The organism is Peribacillus suis, assembly GCF_059384845.1.
This window is the reverse complement of sequence record NZ_CM182019.1, coordinates 666,507-683,639: the sequence shown is the minus strand read 5'-3', so window position 1 is coordinate 683,639 and position 17,133 is coordinate 666,507. Positions and strand designations below refer to the sequence as shown.

At 41.6% G+C, this 17,133-nt stretch carries 18 protein-coding genes; 7 read left to right on the top strand and 11 right to left on the bottom strand.

What is annotated here, in order from left to right:
• Window positions 1-314: 314 nt before the first annotated feature.
• Complete coding sequence (locus tag AC503W_RS03290; RefSeq protein ID WP_494916047.1) at window positions 315-1,511, bottom strand: MFS transporter; 1,197 nt, start codon at window positions 1,509-1,511, stop codon at window positions 315-317.
• 262 nt (window positions 1,512-1,773) lie between these two features.
• Here AC503W_RS03290 and AC503W_RS03285 point away from each other — a divergent pair, with 262 nt between their 5' ends.
• Entirely contained in the window at window positions 1,774-3,105 is a 1,332-nt protein-coding gene (locus tag AC503W_RS03285; protein ID WP_494916045.1) for a hypothetical protein, read from the top strand.
• 863 nt (window positions 3,106-3,968) lie between these two features.
• Here the strand turns inward: AC503W_RS03285 and AC503W_RS03280 are convergent.
• Genes AC503W_RS03280 through AC503W_RS03270 form a run of 3 tightly spaced genes read right to left on the bottom strand, consistent with a single transcriptional unit; the run spans window position 3,969 to window position 5,620 of the window.
• Window positions 3,969-4,757 carry a DUF4097 family beta strand repeat-containing protein gene (locus AC503W_RS03280; RefSeq protein WP_402959326.1) on the bottom strand — a complete coding sequence of 263 codons (789 nt, stop codon included), beginning with the start codon at window positions 4,755-4,757 and terminating at the stop codon, window positions 3,969-3,971.
• On the bottom strand, window positions 4,750-5,304 hold the full coding sequence (locus AC503W_RS03275; RefSeq protein WP_402871501.1) for a DUF1700 domain-containing protein: 555 nt from the start codon (window positions 5,302-5,304) through the stop codon (window positions 4,750-4,752). Before AC503W_RS03275 ends, AC503W_RS03280 begins: the two co-directional genes overlap by 8 nt.
• On the bottom strand, window positions 5,297-5,620 hold the full coding sequence (locus AC503W_RS03270; RefSeq protein WP_402871504.1) for a PadR family transcriptional regulator: 324 nt from the start codon (window positions 5,618-5,620) through the stop codon (window positions 5,297-5,299). The genes AC503W_RS03275 and AC503W_RS03270 overlap by 8 nt, the downstream gene beginning before the upstream one ends.
• A 217-nt stretch (window positions 5,621-5,837) precedes the next feature.
• Here AC503W_RS03270 and AC503W_RS03265 point away from each other — a divergent pair, with 217 nt between their 5' ends.
• Together AC503W_RS03265 and AC503W_RS03260 are read left to right on the top strand one after the other, a co-directional pair.
• Window positions 5,838-6,899 (top strand): DUF2157 domain-containing protein, encoded by a 1,062-nt coding sequence (locus tag AC503W_RS03265; protein WP_427689161.1) that lies wholly within the window; start codon window positions 5,838-5,840, stop codon window positions 6,897-6,899.
• Window positions 6,889-7,428 carry a GDYXXLXY domain-containing protein gene (locus AC503W_RS03260; RefSeq protein WP_427689163.1) on the top strand — a complete coding sequence of 180 codons (540 nt, stop codon included), beginning with the start codon at window positions 6,889-6,891 and terminating at the stop codon, window positions 7,426-7,428. Before AC503W_RS03265 ends, AC503W_RS03260 begins: the two co-directional genes overlap by 11 nt.
• Window positions 7,429-7,498: 70 nt before the next feature.
• Here AC503W_RS03260 and AC503W_RS03255 read toward each other — a convergent pair whose 3' ends face one another.
• On the bottom strand, window positions 7,499-7,981 hold the full coding sequence (locus AC503W_RS03255) for a C40 family peptidase (protein WP_402871515.1): 483 nt from the start codon (window positions 7,979-7,981) through the stop codon (window positions 7,499-7,501).
• Window positions 7,982-8,228: 247 nt separating this feature from the next.
• On the opposite strand from AC503W_RS03255, the gene AC503W_RS03250 reads away from it, so the two are divergent.
• On the top strand, window positions 8,229-8,666 hold the full coding sequence (locus tag AC503W_RS03250; RefSeq protein ID WP_427689165.1) for a DUF5391 family protein: 438 nt from the start codon (window positions 8,229-8,231) through the stop codon (window positions 8,664-8,666).
• An 84-nt stretch (window positions 8,667-8,750) separates the two neighbouring features.
• Here AC503W_RS03250 and AC503W_RS03245 read toward each other — a convergent pair whose 3' ends face one another.
• The 4 genes from AC503W_RS03245 to AC503W_RS03230 form a co-directional block, all read right to left on the bottom strand.
• Window positions 8,751-9,023 carry a phage holin gene (locus AC503W_RS03245; protein ID WP_494916042.1) on the bottom strand — a complete coding sequence of 91 codons (273 nt, stop codon included), beginning with the start codon at window positions 9,021-9,023 and terminating at the stop codon, window positions 8,751-8,753.
• Between the two features lie 184 nt (window positions 9,024-9,207).
• Window positions 9,208-10,059 (bottom strand): ABC transporter ATP-binding protein, encoded by an 852-nt coding sequence (locus AC503W_RS03240; protein ID WP_427689169.1) that lies wholly within the window; start codon window positions 10,057-10,059, stop codon window positions 9,208-9,210.
• The gene (locus AC503W_RS03235) at window positions 10,056-10,463 is read right to left on the bottom strand and encodes a GntR family transcriptional regulator (protein ID WP_427689171.1); all 408 of its coding nucleotides are present in this window, start codon (window positions 10,461-10,463) and stop codon (window positions 10,056-10,058) included. Before AC503W_RS03235 ends, AC503W_RS03240 begins: the two co-directional genes overlap by 4 nt.
• A gap of 24 nt (window positions 10,464-10,487) precedes the next feature.
• Window positions 10,488-11,207 carry a hypothetical protein gene (locus AC503W_RS03230; protein ID WP_494916039.1) on the bottom strand — a complete coding sequence of 240 codons (720 nt, stop codon included), beginning with the start codon at window positions 11,205-11,207 and terminating at the stop codon, window positions 10,488-10,490.
• A gap of 201 nt (window positions 11,208-11,408) precedes the next feature.
• Here AC503W_RS03230 and AC503W_RS03225 point away from each other — a divergent pair, with 201 nt between their 5' ends.
• On the top strand, window positions 11,409-11,648 hold the full coding sequence (locus tag AC503W_RS03225; RefSeq protein WP_427689173.1) for a hypothetical protein: 240 nt from the start codon (window positions 11,409-11,411) through the stop codon (window positions 11,646-11,648).
• Here the strand turns inward: AC503W_RS03225 and AC503W_RS03220 are convergent.
• Both AC503W_RS03220 and AC503W_RS03215 read right to left on the bottom strand, forming a co-directional pair.
• Window positions 11,645-13,402 carry an IS1182 family transposase gene (locus AC503W_RS03220; RefSeq protein ID WP_494917255.1) on the bottom strand — a complete coding sequence of 586 codons (1,758 nt, stop codon included), beginning with the start codon at window positions 13,400-13,402 and terminating at the stop codon, window positions 11,645-11,647. The two genes, AC503W_RS03225 and AC503W_RS03220, sit on opposite strands and share 4 nt — an antisense overlap.
• Window positions 13,403-13,619: 217 nt before the next feature.
• The gene (locus AC503W_RS03215) at window positions 13,620-14,807 is read right to left on the bottom strand and encodes an LL-diaminopimelate aminotransferase (protein WP_427688727.1); all 1,188 of its coding nucleotides are present in this window, start codon (window positions 14,805-14,807) and stop codon (window positions 13,620-13,622) included.
• A gap of 318 nt (window positions 14,808-15,125) precedes the next feature.
• Between AC503W_RS03215 and AC503W_RS03210 the strand changes: the two genes are divergently transcribed.
• Window positions 15,126-16,214 (top strand): SPFH domain-containing protein, encoded by a 1,089-nt coding sequence (locus AC503W_RS03210; protein ID WP_494916037.1) that lies wholly within the window; start codon window positions 15,126-15,128, stop codon window positions 16,212-16,214.
• Entirely contained in the window at window positions 16,211-17,125 is a 915-nt protein-coding gene (locus AC503W_RS03205) for a TIM44-like domain-containing protein (protein WP_494916035.1), read from the top strand. The genes AC503W_RS03210 and AC503W_RS03205 overlap by 4 nt, the downstream gene beginning before the upstream one ends.
• Window positions 17,126-17,133 lie beyond the last annotated feature (8 nt).

Here is a 17,133-nt window from a genome sequence, read left to right as displayed (position 1 = left end):
AAGGTTAGTCCCCTTACCCTATGTGTCCAGTTTCCTAGAAATAGAGAAACAAAGATAGTCCAATGCCACTAGTACGATAAAAATAGGAATGGCAAAAGGCGTCAAAAAGCAAAATACAAAGAAAATGCTGCTAATCGCGAATAGAATCCAGCTTATGATTAGGAAAAGACTCGAAAAAAAGTCCGCCATTTCATTACTCACGCTGTTCACCCCCACAATAGGTTCATTGAATCATATAATGTTACAATCCTTCGGGACCGTATTGAGGATACAAGCACAAAAAGGGCGACCTACTAGCGATCACCCCCTCGTTTCTATAATGTTCTTAACTTATCCTCACTTCTTACGATCCATAAATAGACCATGATTGAAATCAAAATCGAAAAAGCTGCCGTGACATAAATGCTTCGGTACCCGAATAGATACCCGATCTGTCCGAATACGATGGCTCCTATTCCAACGCCCAGGTCAAAAAAGGAAAAGTACGTGGCATTCGCCATCGCTTTACGATTGGGGGCCGTTTTCTCAATTGACCATGCCTGCAAGGCCGGCTGCACAGAACCGAACCCCATTCCATAAAGCACGGCTGCGAGGTACAGAACCGATTCACCCGGCATCCATGCCAATAGCAACATCCCCGACATAATAAGCAATGCGGAGGGAACGAAAATGGTCCGGTGGCCTCTCCGATCATATAAACGTCCGGAAAACAACCTCGTAACCATGAGTGCCAGGGCATACAGCAAAAAGTACCACTGAATGCCACTTACCCCTTTTTCCGCCGTATAAAGTGGCAGGAACGTCGCAATTCCTCCAAATGTGACGGATATGAAAAAGATTAACAGCGAAGGCTGCAACGCACTTTTTTCATAAATATCAAACCGTTTAGTGCTCAATGCGGCAACCGGATCTCTTTCCACTTTCTGATAGGTGATCAATGATGCCATTACCATGGCCAGTATTCCCAATAGCGAGCAGATCAGGAATAACTGTTGAAATGGAAGGACTGTCACAAGAAAAAGGCCAAGTGTCGGTCCAAGTGCAAGTGCTAGATTACCAGATAATCCGTAATACCCCATTCCTTCACCACGACGTTTAGCCGGAATGATGTCAGAAGCGATCGTTCCGGACGCCGTTGAAGACAATCCCCAGCCGACTCCCTGAACAATACGCATCAAAAATAACAAGCCGATGCTTCCCATGAAACCGAAGGAACCCACAGAGAAGGCGAATATGGCCAACCCAATCAGAAAGATGCTCCTTCTTCCCTTCGTTTCCAACATCTTGCCCGCAAATGGCCTTATAAGCAATGCAGAAAACGTGAATACCCCAAGGACTGCCCCAACCAGGCGGTCATCCCCTCCAAGTTGCTCAACAAACAGCGGGATCGTTGGCATCGTCATTTGGAAACCCATGAAGATACATAGATTCGCCAAACAGATCATGACAAAGTCACGCGTCCATATTCTTTCCGAACCTTTAACCCGTTCCTCGGCTAATGGTTCCCCCATATGACTTCACCTTCTATCCGAAATAGTCATCTCCAGTTTACTAAAAAAGGAAAAAATTAGCGACGAATTGAATTTTGAAGTGCCAAAAGATTCAACTTATAACGCCCCGTTCAAAACGGGACCCCTTGTATCCTTATTTCTCCCTGCCCCTTACTTTTCATGAAAAATTTTTTAAACAGCATGCTACTTTTTCCTTTTTAGAGTTTATATAGACAGTGAACTCAAAATAAACCTCGATGGGCCAAAAAGGAGCCGAAAACTAATGATCTATGAAGAAACGTATCGCTATTTATTACGAAATGTAAACTCCACTGAATTCGACACATGCTTATACTCCGTATTGCATATGGATTGGGATGGCATCATTCAAAGCCCGATTTACCAAATGGCCAAAGGAATAGGAACGACTGAAAAATACCTAAAGAAAATCATCAAGAGGCTATCATCGCCGCAGCTCGGTTGCGGACGTAGAATCTTCCTTCCGGTCGATCAGGGAATGGTGAGGAAATACCAATTCAATTTAGGTCCAACCGGCAGCTTCACCAACAGAAAAGATCGATATTGTAAAAAATACCGTTTCTTCTATACTGATGCCTTTCGCAGTCTCCCCCTAGCGGCCAAGAGACTTGTACTTATGGCTGCCTTCACGATGTCCGTGAAAAAATCCGAAGTTGTCTCACTGAATTACGAGGAAGTCATTCACTCGGGAAGTTCCCTGGCTAAAAGAAAGCATATTTACGAAGCGATGAGGATCATTAACGAAACATTGAATGGCACCATGGCCTTTTCCATGGCTTCCTCCACTTTCAACCGTAAGGAATTCATCGTGGTTTCCTTCAAAACGGGCACACTTAACGAGTACCTCGAAAATCGGACAGAAAGAATGATGTTGAGAAAAACCATATATGAAGCGGGGTTTCTGGAACATATTGAGGATAAAGTCTGTATCGAACTGGAGCGTGTCGGAAAATATATTTTCCATTCGTTTCTTCATGCTGCAGAAGGACCTGTCAAAGACGAGCTATTGAAACTAGCGCGCTTCATCTATCAGTCTTCCCTTAAAAAGTTTGGCTGTGCCTTGAACGGCAACAAACCATTATTGGCTGAGCCGAAAGAGGCTTCCGCTTATTTCAGTACGATCGTATATAATGAAGCACTAGAACAATTGGGGGTATATGCTCACCAGGCTGCCTGCATAAATGAGCTTGTAGACCGCGAACACTTTCATCGCGAGATTTTGGACCGGCATGTAGATTATAGTGAAGTGGATGAGCATATTGAGCCCATTCGTGCGAAGTATAACCTGGCAATGGACATGTACCAGACGCTGAATAAATGGTGCGAAGACTGGGTGATTTCCCGGGTAAAATCCGCAATGACTGAAACAGGATCATCTAAGAAACGGATCTTAAACAACCAAAGTCCATCCGACTATCTCGACTACCTGAAAAAACATACATACGAGCAACTGGAACGACACATGTCAGTGTACCGACACATCAATCATGGTGAATATGTTCTGGACATTTTACAACAGAAGAAAGAAACCCTCCAATCCTATTTCGCCATTCAGAAAGAGCGCCTGAAAAAATAAAGTGAATCATATAACTCAGTGAACACTGGCTTTTGGGCGAGTGTTTTTTGTCATGCATCCTTATCCTTCCTTTCACTCAGAAAACCCCATGTTCCTTCCCACATCGTCAGAGTCGATAGGATTTCCTCTGATTTTCTCTTCCCTTCCTATGAATAACCTGTATTCAGTTGTGGATAACCACCTCCTTCCTTCACATATCCGATACTTGTCTGTGAATAAAAAAGGAACGTCCCTACTTTTTCCTGATAGGCATCGATGAAACCAGTCATACCAACGGTTTTCTCATAAAAGTTATCCAAGGGTCTAAAGAAAGGGTCTCAATCACTTATCTAAAAAAAGTTCTGAATATCGTTATGAATAAGGGAATGAACGAGAGTCCCCCCTTCACCATAAGAAATATAGGTAGCAAGTAACGATGATCTAGATGAATTAGATAGTTCAGCACATATGCAAGCTAGGAGGTGTGAACGATTTCTATTTTTATTCATAAAATCGGACAAATCCTTTCATATTTTGGGTAAGTGATAAAGTAGATTCACCAATTCCAGAAAGGAGCTGACAGGTAGAGAAGCAAACAAGGCAGACGATACTTGAAAATTACTTACCATGGTTTCACATTTTGCAAACCTACTACCCCCTTATTTTCTCTGCACTTGACGCAGTAGAAGACAAGTAAAGGCATCTAACTGATTGAGCTGTAATGCGTACTGAGCTTCCATGAACTTGTATATCCATCCCCAAGGATACAAGCCATTTTAACTAACGAATAACGACCAGATCAGTTGGGTGCTTTTGTCATGAACGGACAAACGTCCCCCGCCTGGCAGGATTCCTGCCAGGCGGGGGACGTTTGGGTTACTACATTATTTGGTCACTTCAATTTTGCCGTTGTTCGATTCTAGATCAACCAAATTTTCTCCCTTTCCAATGACCGTATTCCCCTCATATTTATCGAGGATATTGATGGTACCATTATCGACAGATACCTTGAAGGTTGTATTCGTCGGTTCTTTATCCGTTTTAATGATAATCTTTCCATTGTCGCTCTCTAATTGAATGTTCCGATCTAAATCCTTTGTAACGAGCGATATCTTACCATTATTTGAGGAGCCCTTGAGATTGCCCTCTACATCATTAAGGTCCAACCTGCCATTTGCACTTTTTGCATCAATGTTTTCAGCTACAATCTTATTTAATTCAATCCGTCCATTATCCGTTTTCACTTTCAAATCCTTTATTTCCAATTCTGATATTTTCATCTTTCCATTATCATTATCGAAGACAAAGGAATCATACGACTTTTGCGGGACATATACGTATAAATGAGAGGATTGAAAGTTAAATCCAATGCTGAAGAGATTAGGTTCCTTCAATCTAATGGTCAGCTTCTTTCCTTCCACGTCGGCAGCTAAATCCAACTTAGACACATCCACGCCTTTTGTGACAAGCTCCACTTTAATCTCTGTATCCGAAGTCGGAAGAACTTCTACCGTTGCATTGTCCGAACGGACCTCGATATCCTTTACCATTTCGGCACTCACCTTTTTCTCTGTCGTAATCTCATCATGATTGGTTTGTGAATACGTAAAGAGACTGCCGATACCGCCAACGATCAATAGAAACAACGCAAGGATTGATAATTTTTTACCCATGCTTCACACCACCCTTTACAAGAGACACGTTAAATTTTAAGTAACGAATAAATCCTTTAGTAAGAGCTTTTGTTGCAATGAACATCCCCATGGCGATGAATATTCCGATTCCACAAATACCAAGTGAAGCAAACAAATCAAACAATCTAAATTCACCCATGAACAGATTAATAAGGATGCTAAGTGGAGCGAGGATGAACCCTAAAGATGCTACCCATCCCGAAAACACGACGCCCACCAGTGCAATGAAAGGCCCGAGGACAATCACAATATTGAAGAATCCCAATCCAATCACGGCCCATACTGCCCGTAAGATGTTTCCCGTGGAAGTCGTTTGTTGAACCATATCAAGATGGTAGGATGCCAGAAGCTCCTTGGCTATTTGTTTTGGGTTTCCTAGGGACGCTGAGATTTCCTGCTCCGACTTTCCCTTTTCTATTCCAATTGTGAAGTACTCTTCGTAATCTTGCAGGATATCCTGCCTTTCTTCTATAGAAAGCCTCTTTAGGGAAGCTTCCAACTGCTTTAAAAATTGTTCTTTATTCATTTACGACACCTTCCTCGATTAATTGATTGACTCCATTAGAAAATTCATTCCACTCTGTCAGCAATTCGTGAAGGTATTCCCGCCCTTTATCAGTCAACTTGTAATACTTACGTGGTGGACCCTCTGATGATTCTTGCAAATATGTCGTAAAGTACTCTTCCTTCGTCAATCTTCGTAACAGTGGATAAACCGACCCTTCCGATATTTCAATCTGGTCTGAAATCTTCTGAACTAGCTCGTAGCCATATCGATCTTGCTTATCAAGCAACACCAGTACGCATAGCTCCAAGACGCCCTTCTTAAACTGTACATTCAATGCACCATCACTCCTTTCTGATATGTCTCGGTACTATCTAATGAACAGTACCTGACAGCGAATAATACATCTTATTCAATAATTTACCACATGCTACTGTTTAATACAAGGTACTGTGGAAATTATTTTGTTAATTTTTTCAAGTTGTTTTTTCTTCTTACTTCATCTTCCCCGATTCAATCCGTATAATAGAAGGATATGGAAAGGGGGAATTGATTTGGTCAAAAAAGAAATAACCAAAAAGCAGTTTGAATTTCTTGAACAAGAATTTACCTACCTGCAAAATGGCGGGACCATTTCCGAGGAAGAGAAGAAAAAGATGTTAGCATCCTATGATGTGAAGGCCTCTTTAAGTTTCGTCTCCATCCTATTAGCGATTGGGGCCATCCTGTTAGGGCTTGGGGTCTTAACATTCGTGGCCAGCAACTGGATGTATATAAGTAAAGGCGTTAAATTCCTATTGATCATCACCTGTTTGATTGGCGTGAATGTTGCCGGGGTCAAGTGGGAGACACGCTTTCCAAAAACCTCCCGAAGTCTGCATTATGTCGGGATTCTCCTATTTGGAGCAGGTATATTTTTAGTCGAGCAGATGTTTAACATCAGCATCAATTTTAACAGTTCCTTTTTGTTATGGGGGATTGGAGCCATCTTCATCGGATATTACCTAAAGGACGCCATTGTCCTCCTATTCACTTCTTTTTTACTGTTCGTTTACCTTAATGGCAGCATCTTTCTTGATGAAACGTCTTACCCGCTGGCCATTATCATCCTTCTACCGGCTTTATATTTTCTAGTAAAGCAACTCAACTATCCTAGGTTTCTATCCTTTATCGTTAATGGCTTAACGATCAATGCCCTCATCCTTTTTCTCATGGAATTCGTACCTAAGCTCGTGGAGGGTAACGGGGATACCATCATTCTCTCGATTCTTTTTATCGTAGGAATCCTGCTCGCTTACATTCGCGTTCCAGTTAAGTTGCAGAGAATCACACATATTCAAGGACATATCCTCCACGGGGTTGCGGCTATTTTCTTAACTTACGAGCTTGCCATATGGTTTCCTTTAGCTTATTTTCTTTTTCTCCTTTACCTGATACAAAAAGGAAGCTTGACCAGTATCGTGATCATATGTGCATTGATATTCAGGTACTATATCGATTCCTTTGAATTCCTGCCGAAGTCACTGACCTTCATCATCGGAGGCCTCCTGCTCCTTGTGTTTGGCTTCTTCTTTGAAAAACAACGCCAAAAAGGAGGGGAATCCATTGAATCGTAATAAATTTTTGCGCCCGCTCATCGTATTCGCCATTCCTGTTTTGATTCTTATAGCCCTGGCGGTTCCACCCGTCTGGACAACTATGTTTGGTGAAGAAATCAAAATCCGAACGGCTCCGATCGATCCGACGGACTTGTTCAGGGGAAGCTATGTAGCATTAGGATATGAGATAGAATCCGTCACGCTCGACCAACTTGATGAGACGGTGAAAACTGATTTCCACAGTAAGAATGTCGGAGATTACAAAAGTGTATATGTTTCATTAAAACAAGACAGCAATGGGCATTACGGCGTCCACCATGTATCGAAGGAAAAACCGGATGAAGACATGTATCTCAAAGGAAAATTACAAATCCCCTATGATTTACAAAGGGCCTCGTCCATTCACATTAAATATGGCTTAGATAATTATTACGCTCCTAAAGACAAGGCATTGGAACTGGAAATGTCCGCTGCTGCAAAAACGGCCATGGCCGTGGTGAAAGTGAAGAACGGAAATGCGGTATTGCAGGAAATCATCGTACCGTGATTATACATGCGAAAAGCATAGGAGGCATCGAATGAGATGCTTCCTATGCTTTTTTATGGCACACATTATTTTATTTGATGAGCCTTTTAGCCCCGATATAGCGATCCTTCCAATACTTGTCGCTCATCTTCACGACCTTCACGCCTTTTGTGGTCGTTCCGACAAATGTACCGTTCCCATTATAAATGCCGACGAAGGAAACCTTGCCTTTCTTGCTACCGGTCGCATAAAACACTAAATCACCTGTTTTTAAGTTTTTCTGTTTTACAGCCTTTCCTTTCTTATACTGTTCCGCACTGGTTCTTGGAATTTTCATGTCTGTCGCCGCTTGTTTATAAACATATTGAGTGAGTCCACTTGCATCGAATCCTTTTGGTGTCGTTCCGCCATATTTATAAGGGCTTCCCACTTGTTTTGCTGCTACTGCAGCCACTTCGTCTCCATAATTAATGGACGCCGAAGCATTGGCCGGACTGAAAACGAAAGCTACCAACAATGCGGCAAGTGCAAGTACGGCCACAAGCCATTTTGAAACAGGTAATCTAAGACTCATCTTTTTTCTCCCCCAATCTGTAAATGAAACACAATTTTAAATATATGAAGTACATTCGCTTTCATTCCTTGATTCACCTTTTTTTCAAAAAAAAGCTTTGTATTGAGGATGAACTCTACAATCCAGACAAAAACTTAGAAACTTCTTAGATCAAATATAAAAAACGACACTGTTAAATTATGTTAAATTAAGTATAATCATGTATGAACCATTGTAAGTAATTTCAATAATAGACTGGGGGTTTTTTATGAGGAATAAAAAGAAAATAATCATCATGACATTATTTTCAGCTTTGCTATTTTGCATGGTCATCGTTTTGAGTTCTCTTTCACCACTAGCGGATACAGGTAAAAATGCGAATCAATTTAATTCTATCGGGATGTGGCTTTCCATTGCGATGATGCTGGTACTGTATTTCGTCCCATTGCTCCTGTATGTTATCGGCTTGGAGTGGATGAAATATGTAATGGCCGTATTCTGCTCATTATCCTTACTGTCTTTATTACCCATGATCGGCATAGTCGTATTTCTTGGTGTAATGGAAGGCTTCACTTCATCACTCATCGGCGTGGTCATCGTCAGTGGGATGAATATACTCATCAATACAATCTGGTTCTTCACGGCATTCTCTAAAGGAAGCAAGACTTCCATTGGAGGAAGTTTGAAAAATCCTATTCAAAATTAAAAAAAGAAACCAGATATCACCGTTCCATAGATAGACGGTGGTATCTGGTCTCTCCGCTTTCTTTGATTCAAGAAGGATGATCTACTATTTAGGTTTCTCGTTTTTCTTAGCCTCATCACTGTCGCTCATGCCTTGTGTCGTATGGTCAATTACGCCGCCGATTCCAAAAAACGTAAGCGCAATGAAATTAATGATCCCCATAGCCCCGTTCAATGCATCATCGGTGATGGTAAAGCCAATCGGGTGTATAAAGTTATTGATAAACGCAGCAACCATCTGCGTTACCATCAAAACACCTGGCAAAAATACAGTAAAAATAAACGTAGGATTTTTAAAACGAACTTTCCAGTTAATCAATTTTCTCTATCCCCTATTATCAGTGCCGTCCACACTACAATGGTACGAACTTGCTATATCATATGCTGCTTGTCCTTTTAGCGTTCGGAAAATTCATGCCCCCCTAGAAAATCCCTTAGACCAAAAAAAGGAGATCCATCCAAAGACAGAACTCCCTTTTAGATCCTTATAGCATCACCGCACCTCACTTTAACAAATAGGTGACGGCTTCCTCTAGTTCAACAAATTCATCCGTATGCCACTGCATGTTTTCATTTTGAAAATACGCTTCTGTTTCGAGTGGCAAATTAGACGTAATCATCCGCAATCCCTTTCTTTCTATTTCCCCTGGAATGGAGAATGCCGGCAAATCCTCTGTTAACCAATACCGTTTATATTGCTGTCCCAACTGATCCTTTTCGAAATGACCGATGAGCTGGCCGTGATTCATGAAAATCAGGTAATCAGCAAGTTTGCGGATGTCTTCCATTTGGTGGGTCGAAAAGAAGATGGTTTTCCCTTCCCTCTCCATCCACTTAATCAAAAAATTCATGTATCGCTGTTTTGAGATGATGTCCATAGAAGCCGTTGGCTCATCCAGGATCAATAGTTCGGCATTTCTTGCTAAAGTCAGCGCAGCTATTAGCTTTTGTTGATTTCCCTGGGACAACTTTCCATACTTCTTATTCAGGGGGACCTCGAAGGTTGTGATCACCTCGTCAAACAATACCTGATCCCAAGTGGGATACCATCTAGAAGATAACCGCAGTAATTCATGCCCCGTAAACGAATCGCAGCCAATCAAAGCTTGTGGCTGATAAGCGACTTTTTGTTTCCAGGCTTCATCTTCCTGCTTCGTATTATTCCCAAAAATGATAATATCACCAGCATCTTGTCGTGCCAATTGCATGACCATCTTCAGCAGTGTACTCTTCCCGGCGCCATTATTCCCAATCAAGGCTGTCACGGTACCTGGCTCTAGCGTCAAATCAATCGGTCCCAACGAAAAGTCCTCGATTTTCTTTTTGACAGAATGAATCTCAAGCGACGTTGTCATGGTTTCTCCTCTCCTTTTTCCGTTTTGAGCTCTTCTATTAAACCCGTAAAAATTTCCTCAATTTCCTTGAATGAATAGTTTTGTTGAAGGGCAGCTTCAATGCTATTTTTCATGGCTTCCTGGACTGATTTTATTTTCACACTTCGGAGAAGGCTTTCCTCAACGTCTGCAACGAACGTCCCTTTTCCCTGGATTGTTGTGATAAAGCCTTCCGTTTCTAAATCTTGATAAGCTCTACGGGTCGTGATGGCACTGACTTCCAGATCTTTAGAAAGCATCCTGATCGATGGCAAAGGTGAACCCGAAGACAGCTGTCCGCTTGCTATCAAAGCTTGGATTTGAGCCGTTATCTGATGATAAATGGGGATTCTTGATTCTTTTGATAAACGAACCGGCAGCTCCACTTTACTTCTCCTCCCTATATATCATTATTTTAGATAATCAATTTGGAACATTTTCTTTTTCATATATCGCTTCCAGAAGTAATAGCCCCCGACCGTTACGACTGCCGAAATGAGAATCGACCCGATCGCGAAGTTCTTAGCGGCTTCCATCGCCCAACCGACAACTCCCCTATCTGTTTTCAAGGATAACCACACGAGCACGGACGTCACTCCACCATAAAAGACTACACTATATATACCTAACTTAATCGGGGTGATTCGTTCCCCTACATCACTTGCTGCAAAAACGAAAGAGGACGAAACACCAAAAGCCAGCCAGATAATCGAGAAGGCAACATACTCCAAAACAACCATGGATTCTAGAAGTCTTGGAGTAAATAATAACAAGAACAAAACCTGGAAAGGCAGACTAGGGAACAGCATGTGAACAAACCGGCTTTTAATCAATACTTCCTTTTCGATAGGAAACATATTTAACATCATGAAAAACGGGGACACCCAAACATCTCCCTCCACCTTTTGAAGCTGCAATTCTTTCGGCCTTACCATGAAGGCCACACAACCAAATGACAATATAAAACCAATGTCGGTCAAAAGTGATGGTGCCTGAGTCTCCACTTCCAAAACCCATGAATAGGAAGCAGCCAGTACAAACAGTGCAAAGAATAAACATAGCGTGCCGAACCAAGATTTCCTCCATTCGATACTTGCGAGCCAAAAAGCATCTTTCCATGTATTCATCATCTAAACTCCTCTCAAATTGTTATGGTGTTTATATCTATATACACACTATATGTTAAATACATACAATTATCAACCATAAAAGTAATTTTTAGGTAAAAAAACTGATAGGCTCATAGAAAAGCTTAATCCCTTAGCACTTGTATATGGGAATTTTTGAAACCTTTCTAACAGGGTAGCCGTAAATAAAATAGGAGGTGTACCATGAAAAAGTATGCGATATTCATATTGAGCTTCTTGTTACTCTTTACCTTGCTACACATTTCAGCAGGTCTATTATTAACCGCTACATATACTCCCAATCCCACTAACGTACGGGAACTGAGCCTCCCATTAACCCAGGAAGTGACTTTTGGTGATCAGTCACAAATCCCGACTTTATTGATTGCAACAGTAGCGGCCACTTTAGCTTACCTAGTCCCAACGAAATGGGGAAAGAATTAAATAACAAGAAAGGGGCTGTCTAATAAGTCCCTAAAATAAAACAGGTGGAGAAAAACGAGTTGTTTTTCTCCACCTGTTTTTCTATTTTTATAATTATTCATTGAAAGTAGCTGATGCAAGCCAGCTATCTTCAGTAAATTATGTGCCATGGCTACGATGCCAAACTCCGTTTGGACTTTCGTTAAGCCCCGAAGCGAAAAGCGACGGAACGACCTATTGCCCTTGATATGACCAAAAACACTCTCTACCTCGATTTTTCGTCGAGCGTAAATTTGTGCATTCGATTCAGACCAAAGGTTCACTTTTGCTTTCGCTTTTAGTTCTTCATAAACTGGATTAACATGCACTTGGCGATTTCCTGCCGCCTTTGTACATTGCGATTTTAATGGACAATCCGTACAATCCTCACATTCATAAATTTTAAAGTCACGTGTGAATCCATTTTTATCCGTACGGGTCGAGTAACGCTTAAATAAAACCTTACGGTTATTTGGACAGGTGTATTCATCCTTTTGTTCATCATATGCCCAGTTACTCGCATGACGAATATCTTTTTTATAGCTCCGTTTTTGTTCCGTTAAAAAAGTATTGTAAGGAATCAAAGCTTCAAATTCTTCCTCCAAAGAGTAGAGGTAGTTTTCTTCACTGCCATAGCCGGCATCTGCGATGACGTTTTTCGGGAATGGTAGCGATGTATTCTTCAGTGCCTCTATATGGGGCTTAAAACACCGTGTATCAGTTGGACGTTGATGTATCGTATAAAAAAGAATGAATTGATTTTCCGTTGCCATTTGAATATTATAACCAGGTTTTAGTTGTCCGTTATTCATATGATCATCTTTCATTCGCATAAATGTCGCATCCGTATCAGTTTTAGAATAACTATTTCGATCGCCAAATAGAGCGTTTTGTTGTTTATATTTTACTAATCGTGGACCTAAGTCTTCACGCACTAATTTCAATAGTTTCTTAACCGGACTGAGTTCCCGTCGTTTTTCTTTTCGTACCTGGACATCTTCTTCAAGCTGGATACCATTCGTTTCTTTTTCAACTTTTTTCACTAATGCTTTTTCTATTTGAGTTAGTTTTTCCTCTGCCGTTAAAAAGGACGTTTCGTCTTGAGCAGACAGTTCATGCCCTTCTTCATTTGTAATGGTCTGAATCTGTTGGTACGTTTCTTCAATTTTTTCTTGTAGCTTCGCCTCAAATTTGGTCGTCGCCTTTTTCCACACAAATGAATACTTGTTTGCACTTGCTTCAATTTTTGTTCCGTCTAGGAAATAGTTCTCCATTGTGATGTGCTTTTCTTCTATTAGTTGATGGATCATTTCTTCAAATAGCTTCGGAAGGAGCTTTTCCATTTGTTGTGTACGAAATCGATTAATCGTTCGATAATCCGGTTTCTGCAAGGCAGCCAGCCACATTGTTGGGATATTTTCTTCAACCAGTTTGGCGATTTCACGACAGGAATAGACTTTTTGAGAATAGGCATACAAAATGACTTTCGTCATCATTTTGGGATGGTAAGAGCTACGTCCGCCACCATTATAGTGCTCGAAAAAGACTTTATCTTCTACTGATTCAATCATTTGATCGATTACACGCGCGACGTGGTAAGCTGGAATCAGATCCTGAATATCAAAAATCACAGTTGTTTGTTGATTATCATAGGGAATAAAAGTAGGTGTGACATTTCGTTTTTGGGGAACGACAGTTTCCTCATGTATGCAGAGTGGTAGTAAAGTTTGTTCCATGTTATAATTTTCTGTAGTAATCTTTGGATTGCTCATAAAAAATCGTCCTTTCTAAATGTTGTCTGGTAACTTCATTTTACTAAAAAGGGCGATTTTTTTGTGCATAAATTTATAAAAAAAAGGGGTTGCCCTAAAAGTCATATTCCTGACTTTTGGGACAGCCCCTGGAAACACCTAATCCGAAATAACAAATGACATTAGGCTTAGGATCTTCCATCTAATCCTGCGCCACTATTTGATAGTCTATCAAAAACGCCCCTATCCGTTCGGCCGCTTCTGTCAATCTCTCAACCGGCTGGACCAGGGCCATTCGAACATATCCTTCACCCTGTTTTCCAAAAGCATCTCCTGGGACCACGGTTACACCCGCCTTTTCAATCAGTTTATAGGCAAAGTCGCGTGACTTCCATCCAGCCGGAATGCGGGCCCAAATGAACATTGTCGCAGCAGTTTTCGGCACGTACCAACCGGATTTTGCGAGACCCGATATCAAGGCGTCACGACGGGCTTCATACACATCCACCTGATCGGACAACAAGGAAAGGTTGGAGGTGAGTGCCATCTCGGCCGCCTTTTGAATCGGATAAAAGACCCCATAATCGATATGGGACTTCAAAGTCCCCAGGATGTTCAGCGCCTCTTGATTTCCGACTGCATATCCGATTCGGCAGCCGGCCATATTGAACGTTTTTGAAAGCGAATTGAACTCGATTCCAATCTCCTTTGCACCCGGAATGGATAGGAAGCTAATCTGTGGATGATCATCGAAAATCAGTTCTGAATAGGCAAAGTCGTGTACGACCAAAATATCGTTCCTGTTTGCAAAGGAGACGACCTCGGCAAAAAAGGCTTCATCCGCAAGGGCCGTGACTGGATTTCCTGGATAACTAAGGACCATCATCTTCGTCTTGGCCAAAATATCTGCCGGAATATCGCTCAGCTGGGGCAGAAAATGATTCTCTTGCGTAAGCGGCATCGGATAGATCACGCCACCTGCAAGATTCACACTTGCTTCATATATCGGATAGCCCGGATCGGGCACCAACACATAATCGCCCGGGTCAATCATCGCAGTCGCCAAATGAGCAAGTCCATCCTGCGATCCCATCAGCTGCAATACTTCCGTATCCGGCTCAAGATGCACCCCGTAACGCTGTTCATAAAAAGAACAAACAGCATCATGGAATTCCGGTATTCCCTTCAACGTATACCCGTATGCAGTTGGATCTTTTGCATACTTTACAAGTGTATCTCTTACAAAGTCCGGCGGAGGCATATCCGGACTTCCGACACTCAAATCAATAACATCCTTGCCTTCCCTCAACGCCTTTTGTTTACGGTTCGCCAGCTCCGAAAAGATTCCCGTTTCGAAATTCCCTACTTTTGCAGATGGAGTAATTTTCATGATAAGTCCCCTTCACCTCGTGTTTTTTATCTAGTGCTTTAGTAAATGTCCTGTTCCTAGCTTGTCAGCTTTATAGGTGGAATTTGTTCTTTACGTTATCTAAACAGTTCGTGGTTTAGTTCACGAATACCTCCAAAACCTTCATTATGAAAGGATATCTTGAATATTGAATAAACCAACAGGTAGACTCATAGATTCCCCTTAATCATTTACACCATTTACCATTTATTATAAAATGTAATGGGAAATATTATCAATATATGAATATATATAGAAATGCAATCGGGACGTACTACATGTTGAAATGAGGATGACACTATGGGTTTTAAGGATTTTATGGGTAAACAATTTCTTGATATTATCGAATGGGAAGACGCCACCAACGATACCTTGGTCTATAAGTTCCCCATGAAAGATAACGAGATTCAAAATGGGGCACAGTTGACCGTACGCCCAGGCCAAAACGCCGTTTTCGTTGAGGAAGGAAAAGTGGCTGATGTATTTAGCGAAGGAATGTATAAGCTTGAGACGAAGAACCTCCCTATCTTAGCAGACATTAAAGGCTGGGCTTTCGGATTTAAATCCCCGTTCAAAGCCGATGTATACTTTGTAAACACCAAAAAATTCATCGATCAGAAATGGGGTACATCCAATCCGATTTGGATAAATGATCCGAAGTTTGAACAAGTGGAAGTCAAGGCTTTCGGGACCTTTGGCTTTCGGATTGAAGACCCCAAGATGTTCATTCGTACCGTCAGCTCCACAAACAAGATCTATAAGTTGAATGAACTGAAAGGGCAATTGAAGGAATATGTCTTAAGCGAATTTTCCAATGTCGTTGCCAAACAAGGCGTGACGATCACCGAATTATCCCAGAACTATCGGGTGATGAACGATGCGATGAAACAGGAACTGGAAAATGAATTCACGGATATGGGACTTGAAATCGTTTCCTTTACCGTCACCAACATTTCCTTGCCGGAAGATTTGACGAAGTTCTTGAAAGAAAGAACGCGCATTAACATGATGGGTGGCATGAACAACTACAAAGATGTCAGAAAGCTTGATGCCTTAGAGAATGTTTCTGAAAAGGAAGGCTCAGGCGGTGATATGATGCAAGCCGGGATGGGACTTGGTGCCGGCCTCGGTTTTGGGCAACTCATTTCCCAATCTCTTCAAGGCGGCAACCAGAACAATGAACCATTGCACACGGAGAAAACGGCACCGTCTGAACAAACCGAAAAGTGTCCTGAGTGTAATCATGACAATCAAAAAGGCGCAAAATTCTGTGGCAATTGCGGAACGAAAGTAGAACGAAAGGCTGTTGCCACTTTTTGTACGGAGTGTGGCCATCCCAATACGCCGAATTCTAAATTCTGTGCAGAATGCGGGAATAAATTAGGATGATGAATAAATGGAACATTCAATGGATCATCACACTGCTTCTCTGTTTCACCTCCCTTCTCATCTTTCCCGTCGATGCCACACTAGCCGATGTGGGGAATGGTGTATCGCATAATGAGGAACCGGAAGACGAATTCGTCAATACTTCCACGACTTCAGGGGAAGGCATCGACTTATGGTTTTTGTTTTACTTTCTAAAAAAATATCCCGTATTGGGAGTCATTTTGATCGTCGCTTTCTTTGCCTATAAAAAATTCGGTAAAAGCAACCAACAAACACAACGAAGAGGCACCACATCCAATAGGAATACCGTAAAAAGCCCAGAGCCTGCCTACCGGCCTATAGACGCTAATCTTGCAGGATTGAAATCGAAAGATCCTCTGTTTCATGATGAAGTGTTTTTATCGAAAATCAATAATATGTTTCTCCAATTACAGCAAGCTTGGATGGAGAAACAGTGGAACAGCATCAGACCGTTTGAAACCGATTCATTATTCAATATGCATAACCGGCAATTACAGTCCTATATTGACCAGCATAAAACGAATGTGGTTGAAAATATCGCCATCCTTGAATCGAAAATCGTTCGCTATGAAAATGACGGATCCAATGACGAACTCGATGTATATATCAAAGCCCGGATGAATGATTACGTAATCGATGATCACACCAAGAAAGTCCTCAAAGGCAATCCTGACCGGGATATTCACATGTCTTATATCTGGACACTGATCCGTAAGGAAACAGTATTGACCGAGACTCAAAAAGAGAAATATGATGTGACGCAATGTCCAAACTGTGGAGCGAATGTCAGTATCAACGCATCCGGACAATGCGAATATTGCGATAGCGTAATTTCAAGCGGGGAATACGATTGGGTGCTCTCCAAGATCAAAGTCATCAGCCAAAAATAAAAACGAGT